This is a genomic window from Hansschlegelia beijingensis (genome assembly GCF_045505405.1).
In the GTDB taxonomy this organism is placed as follows: domain Bacteria; phylum Pseudomonadota; class Alphaproteobacteria; order Rhizobiales; family Methylopilaceae; genus Methylopila; species Methylopila beijingensis_A.
The window spans coordinates 1-1,908 of sequence record NZ_JBJKEX010000467.1; the positions used below are offsets into that span (position 1 = coordinate 1).

1 protein-coding gene is annotated in these 1,908 nt (G+C 71.7%); it reads right to left on the reverse strand.

What is annotated here, in order from left to right:
* A partial coding sequence (locus ACIKT0_RS17635; protein ID WP_407106645.1) for a hydantoinase/oxoprolinase family protein occupies positions 1-1,817 on the reverse strand: 1,817 nt, incomplete at its 3' end.
* Between the last annotated feature and the right edge of the window lie 91 nt (positions 1,818-1,908).

Consider the following 1,908-nt stretch of genomic DNA (forward strand, 5'->3'; position numbering starts at 1 on the left):
GCCGAGCCGCCGCCGGAGGCCTCCACCTCGACCGCCTCCGCCACCAGCGCCCGGGCCTCGTCCACGAAGCCGAAGCGCGCGCGGTGGAGCACGTCGAAGTCAGCAGCGACGCGCTGGAGGTCGAGCGCGCCCGCCTGGGCGGCGGCGGCGTCCAGCGGAACCTCGATCGTGGAGTCCGTGCCGTGGTAGCGGACGTGGAGGCGCGCCTCGATCCCGGGATCCTCGACCGACTGCCGGCGCAGCTCCTCCTGCGCCTGCGCGGCGAGCGTCGCCACGGCCTCGGCGATCTTTTCTCCGGCCTCCGCGAGCGGCGCGCCCAGCGTCGCCGTGCGGCTGGCGCGGATGTCCGCGAGCCCCATGCCGTAGGCCGAAAGCAGACCGGACAGCGGGTGGATCAGCACCGTGTCGATCCCGAGCGCGTCCGCCACCAGAGCCGCGTGCTGGCCCCCTGCCCCGCCAAAGCAGTTCAGCGCGTACTTTGTCACGTCATAGCCGCGCGCGACGGAGATCGTCTTGATCGCCTCCGCCATGTTGGAAACCGCGACCGCGATGAAGCCGTCGGCGACCTGCTCCGGGCTGCGGCCGTCGCCGATTTCTTCCGCAAGCGCCGCGAATTTCTCCCGCACGATCGCGGCGTCGAGCGGCTCGTCGCAGCCGGGACCGAAGATCGCCGGGAACAGGTCCGGCTGCAGCTTGCCGACCATGACGTTGGCGTCCGTCACGGTGAGCGGCCCGCCATTGCGGTAGCAGGCTGGACCCGGCGAGGCGCCGGCGGAGTCCGGGCCCACCCGGAAGCGCCCCGAATCGTAATGCAGGATCGAGCCGCCGCCGGCCGCCACCGTGTGGATGCGCATCATCGGCGCGCGCATCCGCACGCCCGCCACCTCGGTCTCGAAGGAGCGCTCGAAGGCCCCGTCGTAATGCGCGACGTCGGTCGAGGTGCCGCCCATGTCGAAGCCGATCACCTTGCCGAAGCCGGCGGCCTCGCCGGTCGCCGCCATGGCGACCACGCCGCCGGCGGGCCCGGAAAGGATCGCGTCCTTGCCCTGGAATAGGCTGGCGGAGGTGAGCCCGCCGGCCGACGTCATGAACATCAGCCGGCCGGCGTCGGCGTCCGTGAGGTTCAGCTCGTCGCGCACCTGCGCGACGTAGCGGGCGAGCACCGGCGTCAGGTAGGCGTCGACCACCGTGGTGTCGCCGCGTCCGACGATCTTGGGGAGCGGCGACACCTCGTGGCTGACCGAGACCTGCGCGAAGCCGCACTCACGGGCGAGCGCGGCCACCGCCTGCTCATGCGCCGGATAGGCGAAGCCGTGCATGAACACGATGGCGAGCGCGCGATAGCCCTCCGCCTGCAGCTCCCCCAGGACGCGCCGGACCTCTGCCGGATCGAGCTCGCGCTCGACCGTCCCGTCCGCCCGCACCCGCTCATCGATCTCGACCACGCGGTCGTAGAGCGCCTCGGGCTTCTCGATCTTCCTGGCGAACAGCTTCGGCCGCGCCTGATAGCCGATGCGCAGCTGGTCCCCGAGCCCGCGGGTGATCAGCAACGCGGTCCGCTCGCCCTTGCGCTCCAGCAGCGCGTTGGTGGCCACCGTGGTGCCCATCTTGACCGCGCCGATCCGGTCGGACGGGACGGGCTCGTCCGGCCGCAACCCCAGCAGTTCGCGGATGCCGGCGACCGCGGCGTCCCGATAGGCGCGCGGGTTCTCCGACAGCAGCTTGCGGACGTGCAGCGCCCCGTTGGGCGCGCAGCCGATCACGTCCGTGAACGTGCCGCCCCGGTCGATCCAGAATTGCCAGCGTTTCGAAGTCATCAGCCTGCCTGCGCGGACCCGCCGGCGTCGGCATAGCGCGTGAGGCCGCGCAGGCAGCCTGATGACTTCGAAACGCTGGCAATTCTGGATC